At 43.1% G+C, this 13916-nt stretch carries 17 protein-coding genes; 9 read left to right on the plus strand and 8 right to left on the minus strand.

Annotated features, from left to right (window positions below):
- Nucleotides 1-93 precede the first annotated feature (93 nt).
- On the plus strand, nucleotides 94-504 hold the full coding sequence (locus tag BW980_RS09430) for an acyl-CoA thioesterase (RefSeq protein ID WP_076454989.1): 411 nt from the start codon (nucleotides 94-96) through the stop codon (nucleotides 502-504).
- Nucleotides 505-592: 88 nt separating this feature from the next.
- On the opposite strand, the gene BW980_RS09435 is transcribed toward BW980_RS09430, so the two are convergent.
- From BW980_RS09435 to ribD, 4 genes are read right to left on the minus strand one after another with little or no spacing between them, the layout of a single operon-like run.
- Nucleotides 593-1198, minus strand: coding sequence for an IMPACT family protein (locus tag BW980_RS09435; RefSeq protein ID WP_076454990.1), 606 nt, complete (start codon nucleotides 1196-1198; stop codon nucleotides 593-595).
- Nucleotides 1198-2061, minus strand: a complete 864-nt coding sequence (locus BW980_RS09440) for a DMT family transporter (RefSeq protein WP_076454991.1) — start codon at nucleotides 2059-2061, stop codon at nucleotides 1198-1200. The genes BW980_RS09435 and BW980_RS09440 overlap by 1 nt, the downstream gene beginning before the upstream one ends.
- Nucleotide 2062: 1 nt before the next feature.
- Complete coding sequence (locus tag BW980_RS09445; RefSeq protein ID WP_076454992.1) at nucleotides 2063-2668, minus strand: HAD family hydrolase; 606 nt, start codon at nucleotides 2666-2668, stop codon at nucleotides 2063-2065.
- Nucleotides 2661-3746: a bifunctional diaminohydroxyphosphoribosylaminopyrimidine deaminase/5-amino-6-(5-phosphoribosylamino)uracil reductase RibD gene (gene ribD / locus BW980_RS09450; protein WP_245800020.1), complete on the minus strand. Its 1086-nt coding sequence runs from the start codon at nucleotides 3744-3746 to the stop codon at nucleotides 2661-2663. The genes BW980_RS09445 and ribD overlap by 8 nt, the downstream gene beginning before the upstream one ends.
- Nucleotides 3747-3834: 88 nt before the next feature.
- On the opposite strand from ribD, the gene BW980_RS09455 reads away from it, so the two are divergent.
- The 3 genes from BW980_RS09455 to ligA are packed head-to-tail and all read left to right on the plus strand — an operon-like array spanning nucleotide 3835 to nucleotide 7259.
- Nucleotides 3835-4320, plus strand: a complete 486-nt coding sequence (locus tag BW980_RS09455; RefSeq protein WP_076454993.1) for a GNAT family N-acetyltransferase — start codon at nucleotides 3835-3837, stop codon at nucleotides 4318-4320.
- Between the two features lie 18 nt (nucleotides 4321-4338).
- Nucleotides 4339-5202 carry a peptide chain release factor N(5)-glutamine methyltransferase gene (prmC, locus tag BW980_RS09460; RefSeq protein WP_076454994.1) on the plus strand — a complete coding sequence of 288 codons (864 nt, stop codon included), beginning with the start codon at nucleotides 4339-4341 and terminating at the stop codon, nucleotides 5200-5202.
- Nucleotides 5203-5261: 59 nt separating this feature from the next.
- On the plus strand, nucleotides 5262-7259 hold the full coding sequence (gene ligA, locus BW980_RS09465) for an NAD-dependent DNA ligase LigA (protein WP_076454995.1): 1998 nt from the start codon (nucleotides 5262-5264) through the stop codon (nucleotides 7257-7259).
- Nucleotides 7260-7288: 29 nt separating this feature from the next.
- On the opposite strand, the gene BW980_RS09470 is transcribed toward ligA, so the two are convergent.
- Entirely contained in the window at nucleotides 7289-8539 is a 1251-nt protein-coding gene (locus BW980_RS09470; protein ID WP_139327647.1) for a hypothetical protein, read from the minus strand.
- Nucleotides 8540-8610: 71 nt separating this feature from the next.
- On the opposite strand from BW980_RS09470, the gene BW980_RS09475 reads away from it, so the two are divergent.
- Nucleotides 8611-8913 (plus strand): hypothetical protein, encoded by a 303-nt coding sequence (locus tag BW980_RS09475; RefSeq protein WP_076454997.1) that lies wholly within the window; start codon nucleotides 8611-8613, stop codon nucleotides 8911-8913.
- Here BW980_RS09475 and BW980_RS09480 read toward each other — a convergent pair whose 3' ends face one another.
- Genes BW980_RS09480 through BW980_RS09490 form a run of 3 tightly spaced genes read right to left on the minus strand, consistent with a single transcriptional unit; the run spans nucleotide 8914 to nucleotide 11104 of the window.
- Complete coding sequence (locus BW980_RS09480; protein ID WP_076454998.1) at nucleotides 8914-9366, minus strand: GNAT family N-acetyltransferase; 453 nt, start codon at nucleotides 9364-9366, stop codon at nucleotides 8914-8916.
- Between the two features lie 2 nt (nucleotides 9367-9368).
- On the minus strand, nucleotides 9369-10280 hold the full coding sequence (locus BW980_RS09485) for a bifunctional metallophosphatase/5'-nucleotidase (RefSeq protein ID WP_076454999.1): 912 nt from the start codon (nucleotides 10278-10280) through the stop codon (nucleotides 9369-9371).
- A 56-nt stretch (nucleotides 10281-10336) separates the two neighbouring features.
- A complete protein-coding gene (locus tag BW980_RS09490; protein ID WP_076455000.1) occupies nucleotides 10337-11104 on the minus strand; it encodes a 5'-nucleotidase C-terminal domain-containing protein in 768 nt (255 codons plus the stop codon).
- Nucleotides 11105-11207: 103 nt separating this feature from the next.
- On the opposite strand from BW980_RS09490, the gene BW980_RS09495 reads away from it, so the two are divergent.
- From BW980_RS09495 to BW980_RS09510, 4 genes are all read left to right on the plus strand, one after another.
- Entirely contained in the window at nucleotides 11208-11741 is a 534-nt protein-coding gene (locus tag BW980_RS09495) for a DUF6913 domain-containing protein (protein WP_076455001.1), read from the plus strand.
- Entirely contained in the window at nucleotides 11741-12625 is an 885-nt protein-coding gene (gene dapA, locus BW980_RS09500; RefSeq protein ID WP_076455002.1) for a 4-hydroxy-tetrahydrodipicolinate synthase, read from the plus strand. The genes BW980_RS09495 and dapA overlap by 1 nt, the downstream gene beginning before the upstream one ends.
- A 119-nt stretch (nucleotides 12626-12744) precedes the next feature.
- On the plus strand, nucleotides 12745-13569 hold the full coding sequence (locus BW980_RS09505) for an outer membrane protein assembly factor BamD (RefSeq protein ID WP_245800021.1): 825 nt from the start codon (nucleotides 12745-12747) through the stop codon (nucleotides 13567-13569).
- 12 nt (nucleotides 13570-13581) lie between these two features.
- Nucleotides 13582-13914 carry a DNA-directed RNA polymerase subunit omega gene (locus BW980_RS09510; RefSeq protein WP_175609873.1) on the plus strand — a complete coding sequence of 111 codons (333 nt, stop codon included), beginning with the start codon at nucleotides 13582-13584 and terminating at the stop codon, nucleotides 13912-13914.
- Nucleotides 13915-13916 lie beyond the last annotated feature (2 nt).

The following is a 13916-nucleotide window of genomic DNA, read 5'->3' on the forward strand; positions in this document are numbered from 1 at the left end:
AATCTAACCCTATTGAATTTACCCTTTTTTTTTTGCATGTTCAAAAGCAATAAATCGAAATCTTTTAAAGATATAATTTTTACATGATAATATATGTATTTTAACAAAATTTCTTTCCGAGTACGTTATGCGGAGACGGATCAAATGGGAGTGGTGTATCACGGGAATTACGCGCAATACTTGGAGATGGGAAGGGTCGAGTGGTTGCGGGATACTGGAATTTCCTACAAAAGAATGGAAGAAAACGGCATTATGTTGCCAGTTGTTTCTTTGTCATTGAACTACAGAAAATCGGCCTTTTATGATGAGCTGATCAGCGTTGAAACCAGGCTCAAAAAAACGCCCTCCGTCAAGATAGAATTTGACTATAAAATTTACAATGAGCAGCAGGAAATCCTTGTTGAGGCAAGTACTGTTTTGGCATTTATGGATATGCGAACGAAACGCCCTATTCGGTGTCCGAAATACCTCTTGGAACTCATAGAAAAAAGAGAGAAAAAGTAAGCTATTTTTTCTCGGTTTTGTAAAATTCCGGTGTGTCGAATTAACCGTTCGGTATGGGTGGGCCCTACTAAACAATGAGCTTGTAGTCTTATGTTAGTTCAACTCCGTAAATTCCTACAAAAATCTCTTTTACTTGTGCGACATCTTGCTTTCTGACCGAAAGGATCAGTTCGCATTGCATTTCCATTTGTTGGGAGACGATCTGCAGATTTTTTTGTTTTATGACCCTCATGACCATGTCCATTTGTGCGTATTCAAAGTTGAGTTTAAACTGTTCCTGCTCTATTTTTTCTATAATATCGGCGTTCTCCAATGCCATTTTTGCCGCTGTTCTATAGGCACTTATCAATCCGCCTACACCCAACTTGGTGCCTCCGAAAATACGGGCAACGGCGACCAAGGTATTGGTTACCTCAAAAGATTGTATTTGTCCGTATATGGGCATGCCGGCAGAATTATTGGGCTCTCCGTCATCATTGGCGCGATAGCTCAATTGTTCAACGCCTAATTGCCAGGCATAACAGACGTGGTTGGCCGTGTGATGCTTTTTCTTTAGGGATTCAATTATGGGCTTTACCTCTGCTTCGGTTTCTATGGGATAGGCATAAGCGTAAAACTTACTTTTCTTTTCTTTGAACATGACTTCCTCTGAGGGTTTGTCGAGGGTCTTGTATGTATCGTTTGTATTTTCCATTAGCCAAAAGCTACTAATATGATGCTGGTTATGGCCAAGGCAATACCGCTCCAGTTCTTGGGACTTATTTTTTCCTTGAACAAAATAATTCCCAAAAGGGTGGTGAACATGACTATGGCCACATTGTTTATTGTAAATATCGATGCACTGTTGAGTGTGTCGTTTTGTAAGGCTTTTAATAAAAAGAAAATTGAAAAATAATTGACGACCCCTAGGCTTATGCCGCCCAATAAGGTGTCCAGATTGAATTTAGAACGAAGGTCCGCCATCTTGTAAATGGTAACCAAAAGCCCTATGCAGGCTGCCGAACCGAAAACGGTCGCCGAAAAAAGGGGGTAGTCTTCTTCTTTTATATGTACTTCTTGAATGTATTTTAAACTGGTGTCGATAATGCCCGAACCCAAGAATACCAAAGCAGGAAGGAGTAGGGCTGTTTTTTTGAACTTTCTTACCGGTTCTTTTATAGAGGTAAAATAGACGGCGGCAAGGGCCAGTACTATTCCGACAACTTTAAGTGGCCCTAGTTCTTCGCCATAAACGAAAATGCCAAAGATTACGGGTAGTACAAAAGACATTTTAGTGGCTACTGAGGTAACGGAAACCCCTACTTTTTGAGAAGCGGCGGCCATTAGGTTAAAGACGGCTATAAATAGGATGCCTAAGATAAACGTGCCCAAGAACCAAGGTTTTTGTGGTATTTCAGATAGGTTGGTCTCACCGTGGTAGCGCGTAAGCCCCACTCCACAGGCTACAAAATAATTGATAATAATGGCAAATAGTGTATCGACCTTGAAGCGGGTGTATAGCTTAAAGATAATAAAGATGAGGCTTGAGGCCAGTATGCTCAGGGCAAGGGAGGTCATCTTAAAGTTTCGGTTTCAATTGTACGATATCTTCTTTTCCTACTTGAATGTTCCAGCAGTTAATCCCTATTTTTTCGGCGGCATCGGTATTTTCCTTGGTGTCGTCTATAAAAAAGGTCTCTTCGGCCTTAAGTCCGTTTTCGTCTAAGACGAACTGGTAAATCTCGGCATTCGGTTTTCTCAACTTGATTTCGTGGGATAGGTAAAACTGCTCAAAGGCATTTTTAAACCGGAGGTATCTGTCCGAACCCATTTTTTGCTCTACATGCGTAATGTGCAGGGCGTTGGTATTGCTCAATAGAAAAAGGCGGTATTCGCCTTCTTTGGCCAGTTGTTCTATAAATTCTAGGCGTTCTTCCGGAAAATCGAGTAACATCGAATTCCATATGTTCTTGATTTCCGAAGCACTTGCCTTGGGGTATTGGGCCTGAAGTTGGCCAATAAATTCGTCCGTAGATATGCCTCCGACCTCATACATATTGTTTAGCTCGACCATTTCAGGAGTCAGGTCTATGGATCCACCAAACCTTTCCATCTCGCGGAATACAATGCCCTTATCTAAATTGATGAATACATCGCCAAAGTCAAAAATAATGTTCTTAATCATTGCTGTATACTTTTAAGGTGTCGCTGTCGATGCGTTTTGTGTCGATAATTTTACCCATAAACTTAGGTGCAGGGAGCCCTGTTTTAAAATGCGTGTTGCCGATAAAGATGCGGGCCTCGTCCCATAAACCCGAATCGATAAAGGTCTGTAAGGTTTGGCTGCCGCCTTCTATTAAAACGCTAGTGATGTTTTCTAGGTAGAGGATGTGGCATATCTGTTCGACTATACTTCCGTTAAAATCAAGATGCCGATACTTTAGGTTTTCTTTCGATTCAATAGTTTTGGACCTATCGGTTAAAACCAAGGTGGGCGTACTTCCGTCCATTAGGTGAAAAGCCTTGTCGATTTTTAGGTTTCGGTCGATTACGATACGTATTGGATTTTTGCCTGTGTATGAACGGACGTCTAGTTTCGGATTGTCTTCCAAGGCTGTATTTGTTCCTACCAATATGCTTTGCTCTTCGCTTCGCCATTTATGGACCAGCTGGCGCGAATAGGGGTTTGTAATCCAATAGGGTTCGGGCTTGGTGTTGCGCGCTTCTTTTTTTGGGGCGATAAAACCATCGGCTGTCTGGGCCCATTTCAGTATAATATAAGGGCGTTTTTTTTCTTGAAAGCTCAGGAAGCGACGATGGTGTCTACGGCATTCTTTTTCCAAACACCCGCTAATGACGTCGATGCCTGCTTTTTTTAGTTTTTCTATACCCTTTCCGGCCACTTTCGAATGGGGGTCTATTAGTCCGATAACGACCTTTGGGATGCTGTGTTTAACGATCAGGTCGGCGCAGGGCGGGGTTTTTCCGTGATGTGAGCAGGGTTCAAGGGTCACGTAAATGGTAGCTTGCTTAAGAAGGGCTTTGTCCTTAACCGAATTTATGGCGTTTACTTCGGCATGTGGTCCTCCGTAGGGACTGGTATAGCCTTCGCCTATAATTTGACCCTTGTATACAACTACGGCGCCTACCATAGGGTTCGGTGCGGTCGTTCCCAGGCCGTTCTTCGCTATTTCCAAACAGCGGAGCATATAGCTTTCATCCTTTGAAAAAGTATTTTTTGCTAGGGGGGTGTTGTTTGACATGGGCTTTATTCGTGGAATTTTAGACACTTAACATACGCACATTTCTACGTATCTTCACGCTGTAAAAATAGAATTTTATTTATTGGTAATGGGGGCAGCGATTATTCGGAACATTAGAAAAGAGGACAACGAACAGGTGGCGGTATTGATTCGTAAGGTTTTAGTGGATTTAGGAGCTCCTAAGGTAGGTACGGCTTATGCCGATGTTACCTTGGATAGTATGTTTGAGAATTACGATCGCCCAAGGGCCGCGTATTTTGTGGTAGAGGAAAATGATAAGATATTAGGCTGTGCCGGGGTGGCCCAATTGGATAATTGTGACGATAATATCTGTGAACTTCAGAAAATGTACTTTTTAGAGGAGGCCCGAGGGCGCGGAATCGGTTCAGAAATGTTGCGGATTTGTTTGGAAAAGGCCCGGGAATTCAATTTTAAAAAAGTCTATCTTGAAACCATGCCCTATATGAAGGCGGCCCAAAAGCTTTACGAGAAAATGGGATTTGAATATATCGACAAACCCATGGGCGATACGGGGCATTATTCATGTCCTGTATATATGCTCGCTAAATTGTAATGTTGATGTAAGAAAGGAATGGTCTTAAAAGAAATAAAGCATATTTACCACAAAGAGTTGGACGGGCTATATCCCAAAGAGGAAGTAGATAGCTTCTTTTATTTGTTGATCGAACATTATCTTCAGTTGCAGCGCTTCGTCCTGGCCGTACAGCCGAATTTGACTTTGACAAAGGAAGAGGAGCAACCTCTTTTTGAAGCTTTGTCCGAACTCAGGCTGCAACGTCCGGTCCAATATATTATGGGAAAGACAAGTTTTATGGATCTCGATTTCGAGGTTGATGAAAACGTGCTTATTCCTAGGCCTGAAACCGAAGAATTGGTGCGTTGGGTCGTAGATGAGGCAAAACTGGGGCTGCCTAATGAAAAACGAAAACTACGGATTTTGGATATCGGAACGGGTAGCGGGTGTATAGCTGTTTCCTTGGCCAAACTATTGCCCGAAGCCGAGGTGTATGCCTTGGATGTTTCGGGGGAAGCCTTGGAGATAGCTAAACGGAATGCTAGGTCGAACTCGGTAGAGATCGGGTTTATCCATGCCGATATCTTGAATTATGACGGACGGCCCGGGGGATTTGATATTATAGTTTCTAATCCGCCCTATGTGAGGGAGCTTGAAAAAAAGGAGATGCACAAAAACGTTTTGGAGCACGAACCGGATCTGGCTTTATTTGTCTCCGATGAAAACCCGCTGGTTTTTTATAGTGCCATAAGCAAGTTTGCCCAACACAACCTTGTGGAAAAGGGGAAGCTTTTTTTTGAAATCAACCAATATTTGGCAAAAGAAACGGCAGCACTTTTGCGGCAGCATAATTTTTTGGAAATTGAGGTCCGAAAAGATATATTCGGAAACGACCGTATGGCAAAGGGAGTCTTGGGGTGATGGCGTCCCGAAAATCCTAGCAAAGCACAAATAAGATTATAGAAACACTGAGGTATACAATGCAGATAAAAGAACAAATAGAGGCCCTTCGGCAAGAATTGCGAGAGCATAACCACAATTATTATGTGCTTGATAATCCGACTATATCCGATTATGAGTTTGATACCAAATTAAAGGAGTTACAGGCGCTTGAGGCCCAACATCCCGAATTTTATGATGCAAGTTCACCGACCTTGCGCGTAGGGGGCGCGGTTACCAAAAATTTTGAGACCGTAGTACATAACGAGCGTATGTATTCGCTCGACAACTCTTATTCAAAGGAAGATCTTGAGGATTGGGAAAAGCGTATGCAGCGCATCTTGGGCGATACTCAAGTGGAATTTGTGTGTGAACTGAAGTACGACGGGGCATCTATAAGTATTACCTATGAGGAAGGTAAATTGGTGAGGGCGGTAACACGTGGCGATGGTTTTCAGGGCGATGATGTAACTACCAATGTAAAGACCATAAAGTCGGTACCGCTTCAATTAAAGGGCGATTACCCTTCCAAGTTCGATATTCGCGGAGAAATTGTTTTGCCTTTTGAAGGTTTCGCGCAAATGAATGCCGAACGTGTCGAGAATGGGGAAGACCCTTATATGAACCCAAGAAATACGGCTTCGGGAAGTTTGAAGCTACAAGATAGTGCAGTCGTCGCCCAAAGGCCTTTAGATTGCCTGTTGTACAGCATTGTAGGGCAAGACACCGGAATATCTTCGCAGTGGGAGATGCTCGAAAAAGCAAGGGAGTGGGGGTTTAAGGTTCCTGAAGTGGCCCAACTTTGCCGTTCAACGGATGAAGTGATGGCCTTTGTAAATCAATGGGATTCCCAGCGCCACGATCTGCCCTATGAAACCGATGGGGTAGTGGTGAAGGTCAATAGTATCCAGCATCAAGAAGAGTTGGGCTTTACCTCAAAATCCCCTCGTTGGGCCATGGCCTATAAATTTAAGGCCGAACAGGTTTCTACCCTATTGAACGAAATCACCTATCAGGTCGGCCGAACAGGCTCCATTACGCCTGTGGCCAATCTAGAGCCCGTACTTTTGGCGGGCACTACCGTAAAAAGGGCTTCGTTGCACAATGCCGACCAGATTGCCAAATTCGATATTCGGGAAGGGGATACGGTTTTTGTGGAAAAAGGTGGGGAAATCATCCCTAAGATCGTGGGGGTCGATTTTACCAAAAGACCACAAGATTCAAAACCAACGGAATATATTACCCATTGTCCCGAGTGTCATGAGAAGCTGGTGAGAACCGAAGGCGATGCCAAACACTACTGTGTAAACTACTATGGTTGCCCTCCTCAGATTACGGGGCGAATTCAACATTTTATTTCCCGAAAGGCCATGGATATTGAAGGGCTGGGGAGTGAAACGGTAGAACTGCTGTATAAGGAAGGTCTGATCGAAAATTATGCGGACTTGTATACCTTGACCAAAGAGCAGGTCTTGCCGTTGGAACGAATGGCCGAGAAATCTGCCGAGAATTTGGTCAAAGGTGTGGCCGATTCGGTAAAGATTCCCTTTGAACGCGTTCTTTTTGCCTTGGGGATTCGTTTTGTAGGGGAGACCGTGGCCAAGAAATTGGCAAGGGCGTATAAAAATATAGATGCCTTAATGGAAGCCTCTGTAGAAAGTTTGGTTTCCGTAGACGAGATCGGCGAACGTATCGCAAATTCAGTGGTGGAGTTTTTTAGTAATGAGGCCAACCGTGAAATTATAGACCGATTGAAGGCTTACGGATTGCAGTTTTCCCTTTCCGAAGAACAGTTGGAAAACCAGACGGATAAATTAAAAGGACTCACCATTGTGGTTTCCGGGGTGTTCGAGACGGTCAGTCGAGACGAACTTAAGAAGATAATTGAAGCTAATGGGGGCAAGGTCGGGTCGAGCATATCGTCAAAGACCGCTTATTTGGTCGCGGGCGACAAAATGGGGCCTAGTAAACGCACGAAAGCGGAATCTTTGAACGTGCCCATCGTTAGCGAAGGGGAGTTCTTGAATATGGTGCAATAGCTTTTGGTTTTCTTGCTCTTCCGTATTCCTTAGGAAACAATAGTTTGTTCTTTTGTGCCTAATGTTCGATAACTGCAGAAGTGAATCGTTAGAAGTAAAACCGTACCGAATATGTATTCGGCAAAATAAGTGTTGTTTCCCAGTCCCAGATACGGATAGTAGATAAAACAAAACGCAAAGTTGGCGGCCGTAACGCATGTGAACAGGAGAAGCGTCCGCCAATTTTTTAAAAATCCGACATAAGCATTTTTCATAAACAGAGGCTTGATGTCTTTGCCGAAAAGCTGCATGAACATGGGCCAAATAAAGAGGAGGGGTAAGGCGAATAGGCGTGATTCCCTTGCAAATGCCGTCAAAAAAACAATAGGTGTATTGATGGCGAGGGTCAAAAGAAAGGCGGAAACAAATTTGTTCTGCCAATGAAGCCTATCCTTTCTGTGTTGATAGAAATAGGTGAAATAAAGAAACGGCCCTAGGGTAATCAAAATAGATACGACCGATTCTACACTGTTTTGTACACTCTCTATATTTTCGAGAAAACACGAATACCGGCTCGCCATTTCAATGTGGGTGGCGTGGAGCAGCCTTTGTTGGTATATGAAAATAACGATATAGCAACCGTAGAGAAAAATGGGAAGCAATAGGTATAGGCCGTTTTTTTTGAATCGTTCGATTAAGGGTCGGGGCGGGGTATTTTCCGTTCCCGGGAAGAACAGCACAAGTGCGGGCCATAGCAAAATACTGGTTTCACGGGCGACAAGGGCTAAGGTGAACAGGGCTACGAATGCAAACCATTTACGGCGGACAAAAGCTATAATGGCTGTTAAAAGGAAGCAGTATTGTAAAGGTTCGTCATACGTGAAAACAGGGGGGAAAAAGGCGAACAAGACCGAAAACGATGCAAAAAACACCAGCATATTTATTATCCCCTGCTTTTTTGTGGCCTTAAGAATAAGGGAGAGTCTATAGGTCAAGGCACCACTAAGGCCTAGAAATAAAAAATTGACCAAAATAAATGCGTGACCGGCCTTGAACTTGAATATGGACTGAGCGGTTTCGATTAGCAAAGTAGTCAAAGGTCGTCGGGCAAAAGGTGCGATTTCTTTGTGGTAATTGATCTGTGAACGTAAAAAAACGTGTGAGATGCGGGTGTTGTTCTCGTTGAGCATACTGTCTACGTTAGGTAGCATATGAATGCCAAAAATGACTACCGCACAAAGTAGTGCCAATACGTAGGGCAGTGGTCTCCAGAGAACTAAGCTTCGTAATCGTTGAACCATTAAAGCGCTGGTTAATTTCAATCGAAAATAGGTATTTTTGTATAGGAATGAACAAATGATATCAAAAATTGATGGCGACACTTAAGAGTTACGAAGAATTTAAAAAAACATGGGGCGGTTCTAACCCGCCGTCCGATTTGTCGGAGGCATTGAAAGCTATGTGGTTTGCAGCGAACGACAACTGGGAGGCTTCCCATGATATTGCCCAAGAAATGTACAACGAAACGGGAAGTTGGATTCATGCGTACCTACATAGGGTGGAAGGTGATAAATTCAATGCGGGGTATTGGTATCGTAAAGCGGGAAGGTCTTATCCCCAAAGTTCCTTGGAGCAGGAGCATCAAGAAATAACCGAGTATTTGTTGGGACGCTAGTTAAACCAGATCCTTTTTAAAGCAGACGCTGTTTTCCATACCTATGTATTGACCATAATTGGGTATGGTTTTGTAATTGTTCTTGGTGTAAAGGGCGATGGCTTCCGGTTGACGTTTGCCCGTTTCTAGAATACAGCTTTTATACCCCAGTTCACTAGCCCATTTTTCCAATTCCTTTAAAAGCAAGGTGGCAAGACCCTGGCCCCGTGTTTTGGGGGAAACGTACATTCGTTTGACTTCCGCCGAATCGGTATCGAATTCTTTAATGGCCCCACATCCAACGGCCGTATTGTCTAAATAGGCTATAACGACTTGGTTTAGGTGTTCTATGCCATTGTATTGATGGTAAAAATCGTGTTCGTCACCGTCCGTATGGCTCAAATAGGTGTCCAATTGGGCAACTAGCCCTGAAAAGTGTTCGTTTTTGTGGGTGGTACGTTCTATTCTTAGCATGGTTAAACGGTAATGGATACGCCTGAGGCCTTGCTGTTTTTCTTACTGTCAAAATAAAAATCGATCCTCCCTAGGTTAATGCCAAAACAGCCGACTTGGTTGACCAGTACGTTTCGGCCCAATTTGTTCTGCACAACGCTAGGCTTATCTAAGAAGGTATGGGTGTGGCCGCCAATGATTAGATCGGTATGTTCAAGCGCTTTTGCCATGGCTAGGTCGTGCGGCTTTTGCTTGTTTTTGTATTTGTAGCCCAAATGTGATAGGCAGACGATAAGGTCGCAGTTTTCTTCGCTCTTTAAAGTGCGTTCCGTGTCTTGGGCGATTTCAATGGGGTTGAGATATTGGGTTTCTTTGTATAGTGCTTTGTTGACCAGGCCGTTCAGTTCTATCCCTAGTCCGTACACCCCGATTCTTATTCCGTCGACCGTATAGGTTTTATAAGGTTTGACGTAACCGTCCATTACAGTGTTTTTAAAATCGTAATTCGCGTTCACCATTTCAAAATCGGCATTTGGCATTTGGGCCAGTAAACCTTCGATGCCATTATCGAAGTCGTGGTTTCCAATGGTGGCGGCATCGTATTTGAGTATGCTCATAAGTTTGAACTCCAATTCCCCGCCATAAAAATTGAAATAGGGGGTACCTTGAAAAATATCGCCAGCATCAAAAAGTAGGGTGTTCGGATTTTCCTTCCTTATACTCTCGACCAAGGTGGCCCGCCTTGCCAAGCCCCCTAGGTTCGGAAATTCCGAATGATCGGAAGGGAAAGGGTCTATATGGCTGTGAACGTCGTTCGTATGTAAAATGGTGATGTGTTTTTTTACATCGCCAAGGCAAGAGCTTAAAGAAATGCCGCCCAGGCCTACAAGTGCACTGGAAGCCGTAGTGTTTTTAATGAATTTTCGTCTGTTCATAAGACTGTATCTTTTCAAAGGCAATATCCGATGGTACTGCGTATGTTTTTGTTCTGTTACTCGCTTAGTTTGATAAACCTGTCGTCGACCACGGGTCTAAGGGTGTCTACTTTTTTAAAGTAGTCGATCATGGCGTTTCGGATCAGGTAGTCGGTGTTCGTAATATTCAAGGCTTCCTTAAAAAAGAACATGCTGTCTCCTCCGTTTACTAAATAATTAGAGGTGGCAACGTAGTAGGTTTTGTTCGCGTCCAAGGGTTTTCCCTGTATGTTGATCGATTGTATTTCGTTTTGTGGATCAAGGGTCAGTTGAAGTCCTGATACAGGATGGGCGAGACCTGAATCCCTTAAGTACGAGGCTAATTTCAAGATGGAAGCGCCCTTGAGTTCGGCTACTACGATGGTATTCTCAAAAGGCATGACCTCATAAGCGGTTCGGGAAGAGACATTTCCTTTGGAAATCAAGGAACGAATACCCCCGTGGTTCAATAATACAAAATCGATAGGGTGTCCCTTTCGCGATTTAAATATAGGGTCGGCTTCCGATAATACAATGTCGGCCATAAGGTTTCCTGCCGTGGTGTTCAGTGTCCCGTCCGTTTTAGAGATGGGGTAAGGAGCATAGGCGAGGGTGCTGTCAAGTACTTGGTCAACCCGTTCGCGATAGGGTTTTACAAAAGACTCGATAGAGGCCTTGGAGGTCAGCGAACTGTCTATGGAAATCTGTTTTCCTTCAATACCTTTAAGTGTGGGATGTTGTTCGTTACAAGAGTGGAAAATCGAGAATGTTGCAAATACAACAAAATGTTTTATTTTTAAAACCATATTTCGTTTTATCTTAGCGCCATATTATGCGTGGAGATTCTTTACATTTGTAGAACCCATTCCAGATTTTGCATACCAGAATGGTTACAAAATGTAAAAGTACATGTTTAAGGGAATAAAAGATAAGTTCAAATACAAATCGGGCGTTAAATTTTTAAAACAGGAGTTGGCCAAAGACCCGCCTGTAATCGAAAGAAGTAAAGGTATTACTTCAGTAGGCTGTATCGTGGATCTCGACAGCTTCGATGATGCGAACCAGTTTTATGGCTTCGTTGAAGATTATAATTTACGGCCGAATGCGGTAAAGATTATTGGCTATAAAAGTTATTACGACAAGAATTCGCCATATGCTACACCAGTGTTTTCCGATAAGGATCTTGGGTGGGGCGGGGCCATAGAAAACAGCTATGCCCTTGAATTTTTGAGTAGGGAGTACGATTTGCTCGTAAACTATTATACCAGTGATAATTTATTGCTACAGTTGATGAGCGTAAAAACAAGGGCCCGATTCCGTGTAGGTTTTAAAGATGTGGATCTCATGTACAATGATTTGATAATGGATTCGCCATTGAAAGATTTTAAGACCTTTAAATCGGAGCTTAAAAAATACCTTGGCGTATTAAACGAAATTGAATAATGAAGCAATTGATTGGTACAGGTGTGGCGTTGATCACTCCGTTCAAAACAGATTTTTCGGTAGACGTTGATGCGTTACATCGTATCGTGAACTATTGTGTGGACGGTGGCGTTGACTATTTGGTGGTATTGGGTACCACCGGTGAATCGGTTACACTGACCAAAGAAGAAAAACAATTGGTAATCGATACCGTAACCATTGCCAACGCAGGCAGATTGCCTTTGGTGGTCGGTGTCGGGGGGAATAATACGGTTGCCGTAATCGAAGATTTACAGAAACTCGACCTCACCAATTTCGATGCCGTACTTTCGGTATCGCCGTATTACAATAGACCGACCCAAGAAGGCATATATCAACACTTCAAGGCAATTGCGCAAGCTTCCCCTAAGCCTATTATACTTTATAATGTGCCGGGCAGAACGGGTAGTAATGTGTTGCCGGAAACCGTTGCGCGCTTGGCCGATGTAGAAAACATTGTTGCGATCAAAGAGGCATCTGGAAATATGGTACAGGTGCAAGAATTGATCCAGGCCTGTCCTAAGGATTTTCATGTAATCTCGGGAGATGACTTTACCGCATTGGCGACAGTCTTGGCAGGTGGATCGGGCGTTATCTCGGTTTTGGGACAAGGGCTTCCTAGGGAGTTTTCGAACATGATACGCTCCGGATTGAACCGAAACGTTGATGAGGCCTACAGGCAACATTATGAACTTCAAGAAGGGATGGGATTGATTTTTCAAGAGGGAAATCCGGCCGGTATCAAAGCTATTTTTGAAGTATTGGGGCTTTCGGGCGCCAGTGTTCGTCTACCTTTGATAGAGGCTTCCGACGGTCTTAAAAAGAACATCGCCAACTTTGTAAAACCTTTTAAGGTTTTTGCCTAGCGGTGTTAAATCTTCCCCAAAAGCATTGGTACAAGGGTTTCAGAATGCTATTTTAGCTACTTTATTTTTTGTTTTTTATATCCATCGGGAATCCGTAATTTTGCAAAATGCTTTTTAAAATGAGGTTATTAGCCCCTATCTTATTACTTGCCTTGGTATTTCAATCTTGTAGCGAATACCAAAAGGTTCTTAAAAATGAAGAAGTAAAGCCCAAATATGATTTGGCTCAGAAGTTCTATGAGCAAGGTGATATGAAAAGGGCCAATCGTCTTTTTGAACAAATCGCACCTAAGTATGTGGGCAAGCCACAGGGGGAGCGGGTCATGTTCTTCTTGGCGGACACCTACTTTCAGAGAAAGGATTACAATATGGCGGGCTATCAGTTCGAACGGTTTGTAAAGTCTTATCCCAAAAGTGATAAGGTGGCCGAAGCTTCCTTTTTAGGGGCAAAGAGTTATTTTATGCTTTCACCAAGCTATTCCTTGGATCAAACGGATACCGATAAGGCCTTGGCCAAATTGCAGCTTTTTATCAACGCCTATCCCGATTCGGAATATTTTGCGGAAGCCAATGTTATGGCCAAGGAGCTGACCACGAAAAAGGAGCATAAGGCCTATGAAATAGCCAAGCAGTTCAATAAACTAGGGCAGTTCGATTATTCGTTTCTGACCCCTGCAGTAGCGGCCTTCGATAATTTTATCTCCGATTTTCCGGGGTCTATTTATAGGGAGGATGCCTTGTATTACCGATTTGAATCGGCTTCGCGTTATGCCTTAAATAGCTTTAGGAGATTCCAGGAAGAACGATTACGGGATGCCGTAGCGGACTACAATGCCTTGAAGAAGCATTTTCCTGATACAAAATACGGCGAAGAAGCCGATAAAATACTTGAAAAAGTAAATTCAGAATTAAAGGGTTTTTCCCAAGAGAAAGAAGCAAAATAAATTAGTTTGACTATGAATATGAACGATCTAAAAAATTCGAAAGCTCCCGTTTCTACGGTAACGATCAATAAAAATGAGTTTGATAAGCCGACGGGTAATATCTATGAGGCAATTTCGATTGCAGCTAAGAGAGCGGTACAGATCAATTCCGAAATCAAAAAGGAACTTCTAGAGAAATTGGAAGAGTTCGCTACCTATAGCGATAGTTTGGAAGAGGTTTTTGAGAATAAAGAACAGATAGAGGTGTCTAAATTCTACGAAAAACTACCAAAACCACATGCCTTGGCCGTTGAAGAGTGGTTGAACGACAAAATATATCACAGAAATACGGAGAAAGACCAGTAGTA

Source organism: Zobellia uliginosa (genome assembly GCF_900156625.1).
Classification (GTDB): Bacteria; Bacteroidota; Bacteroidia; order Flavobacteriales; family Flavobacteriaceae; genus Zobellia; species Zobellia uliginosa.